The organism is Paracoccus sp. (in: a-proteobacteria) (genome assembly GCF_032007265.1).
Classification (GTDB): domain Bacteria; phylum Pseudomonadota; class Alphaproteobacteria; order Rhodobacterales; family Rhodobacteraceae; genus Paracoccus.
This window is the reverse complement of sequence record NZ_DALZMB010000202.1, coordinates 1-2,384: the sequence shown is the minus strand read 5'-3', so window position 1 is coordinate 2,384 and position 2,384 is coordinate 1. Positions and strand designations below refer to the sequence as shown.

Annotated in this window: 3 protein-coding genes; 2 read left to right on the top strand and 1 reads right to left on the bottom strand. The window is 60.4% G+C overall.

What is annotated here, in order from left to right; translation table 11 throughout:
* Nucleotides 1-52: 52 nt before the first annotated feature.
* Both RTS12_RS20620 and RTS12_RS20615 read left to right on the top strand, forming a co-directional pair.
* Nucleotides 53-703: an aminopeptidase N C-terminal domain-containing protein gene (locus RTS12_RS20620; RefSeq protein WP_312532014.1), complete on the top strand. Its 651-nt coding sequence runs from the start codon at nucleotides 53-55 to the stop codon at nucleotides 701-703.
* A 47-nt stretch (nucleotides 704-750) separates the two neighbouring features.
* Entirely contained in the window at nucleotides 751-1,647 is an 897-nt protein-coding gene (locus RTS12_RS20615; RefSeq protein ID WP_312532012.1) for a lysophospholipid acyltransferase family protein, read from the top strand.
* Nucleotides 1,648-1,711: 64 nt separating this feature from the next.
* Here the strand turns inward: RTS12_RS20615 and proB are convergent.
* A partial coding sequence (gene proB / locus RTS12_RS20610) for a glutamate 5-kinase (RefSeq protein WP_312532010.1) occupies nucleotides 1,712-2,384 on the bottom strand: 673 nt, incomplete at its 5' end.

Genomic DNA, 2,384 nt, shown 5'->3' with positions numbered 1-2,384 from the left:
CCTGGCTCGTGAAGATTTTGCCCGCGATCTGGCGATATAGCACGAGGCAGAATTGGCACGGATCTATTCCGCCATGGCCCCGCTTGGCCCCTATCGTCCAGATGCCGAAGGCGCTGCGCGGCGCAGCCTGCGATTGGCTGCTCTGGCGCTTCTCAGCCGCATCGATGAGGGCGACAGGGCGCTGGTGCTTTTTGGCACCGCTGAAAACATGACCGAGCGTCTGGGCGCCTTGGGTCAGCTGGTGGCCATCGGGCGTGACCGTGAAAGCATGGATCTGTTTCGCCAGCAATTCGCGGATAACCGGCTGGTCATGGACAAATGGTTCATGGTGCAGGTCCACCGCGCCAGTCCGAAAACGGCGGTTGATCGCGCGAAAACGCTGGCAGCAAGGTCCGATTTCGACTGGAAAAACCCCAATCGTTTCAGGGCTTTGCTGGGGGGATTTGCCGCCAATCACGCGGCCTTCAACGCAGCCGATGGATCGGGCTATGACTTTTATGCCAGCTGGCTGATCAAGTTGGACCCGGTCAATCCCCAAACCGCCGCGCGGATGTGTTCGGCCTTTGAAACATGGTCGCGATATGATGATGCGCGTCGTGAAAAGGCGCAGGCCGCCTTGCAACGAATTGCTCAGACATCTGGGCTTTCGCGCAACACTTCGGAAATGGTCACGCGTATCCTTGCCGGTAGCGCGCCGCAGTAGCGAACAGCGCTTGCGGGCGCTTGATGAGCACGGCAATAATTATGCTCATGAGCGCCCGCAACGAGATGCAATCCAGAATCGAGCCGCTGATTCTAGAGCGGGCTCCTTGGTTTTATTCCGGTAAATGGCATCATTCCTTCTGTCGCAATCGACTGATGGGGCTGCTGCGGTATCCACAGACGCTGGATCTGGCCGCCGAATATCGTGACCTGCCGACGGATGAGCTGATGCGCAGGCTGGCGATGCTGACCGTGCGCGATATGATCGTGGATGGACTTGCCCATCTTCCTCAATCCGGGCCTGCGCTGATTGTGGCCAATCACCCGACCGGGATTGCCGATGGGGTCGTGCTCAACCATCTGATCTCGGCGATCAGGGGAGATCTGTTCATCTATGCCAATCACGACATTCTGCGCGTCTTGCCGCAGATGGAAAGTCTGATTGCCCCGGTGGAATGGCGGCCGGAAAAGCGCAGCCATGCCAAAACTCGGCAGACCATGGATTATACGCGCCTGGCCTTGGAGCGCGGCCGGATCGGGTTGATCTTTCCATCGGGGCGCCTGGCCAAGCGGCGTGGCTTAACCCTGAACGAACGGCCTTGGATGGCCAGTGCTGCCATGATTGCGCGCAAATTCGGCGTGCCGGTTATTCCTTTGCGCATCCGCGCCCGAAATTCCGCATTGTTTTATCTTTTGGATGCGATCCATCCGACGGTGCGCGATGTGACATTGTTCAATGAGATGCTGAACAAGGCCAATCAGACCTATCGGATCACGATTGGCGCGCCGATTGATCCCGCTTCCCTGCCCCAGCGCAGCGAGGACGGCATTTCATATCTGCGCGATCAAGTCCTGGCCCTGCCCGAACCCGGACCGGGGGCGGTGCGGCTTCAGCATTTGCGCCGGCTGGAGAACCATCGGCTTTCCCTGGCCCGACCTGCCTAGGCACAGTTTCCTGCCCAAGCGCAGGTTTCGGCTCTGGCCCGTCACCGGACCAGAGCGGTTTTGGTCAAATCACCATATCATCGCGGTGGATCAAGGCAGCCCGGCCCGGATAGCCCAGGATCGCCGTGATTTCATCACTGCGGTGCCCTGCGATCTGGCGTGCTTCCTCGGCAGAGTAGCGCATCATGCCAAAGCCCACACGATTGCCATTGCGATCTTGAATGAGCACCGGCTCGCCTCGGCCAAATTCACCCGTAACCAGCGTAACGCCCGCGGGCAGCAGGGATTTACCCCGACCCAGCGCCAGTACGGCACCGTCATCAACGGTGATCTCGCCTTTGGGCTTCATCGCCGCGATCCAGCGCTTGCGCGCAGCCTGCGGATCGGTGTCGGGCAAAAACCACGTGACGCGTGCGCCCGCAGCCACTGCGGAAAGGGGGTTGAGCACAAACCCCTCGGCAATGGCCATGGCGCAGCCCCCGGCGACGGCAGTGCGCGCGGCCATCAGCTTGGTTTTCATGCCGCCCTTGGACAGGCCCGAAACCGGCCCGCCACCCATCGCATCGATCTCGGGGGTCAGATGCTCGACCAGCGGCAGATGCACCGCATCCGGGTCGGTCTTGGGGTTGGCGGTGTAAAGTCCATCCACATCCGAAAGCAGCAAAAGCTGATCCGCGCCACAGGTCACCGCGATCTGCGCCGCCAGTCGGTCGTTATCACCATAACGGATCTCGTCA

Bases quoted from the DNA above. Each gene is read 5' to 3' on its own strand.
- RTS12_RS20615 (WP_312532012.1), top strand. From the start codon at position 751: ATGAGCGCCCGCAACGAGATGCAATCCAGAATCGAGCCGCTGATTCTA.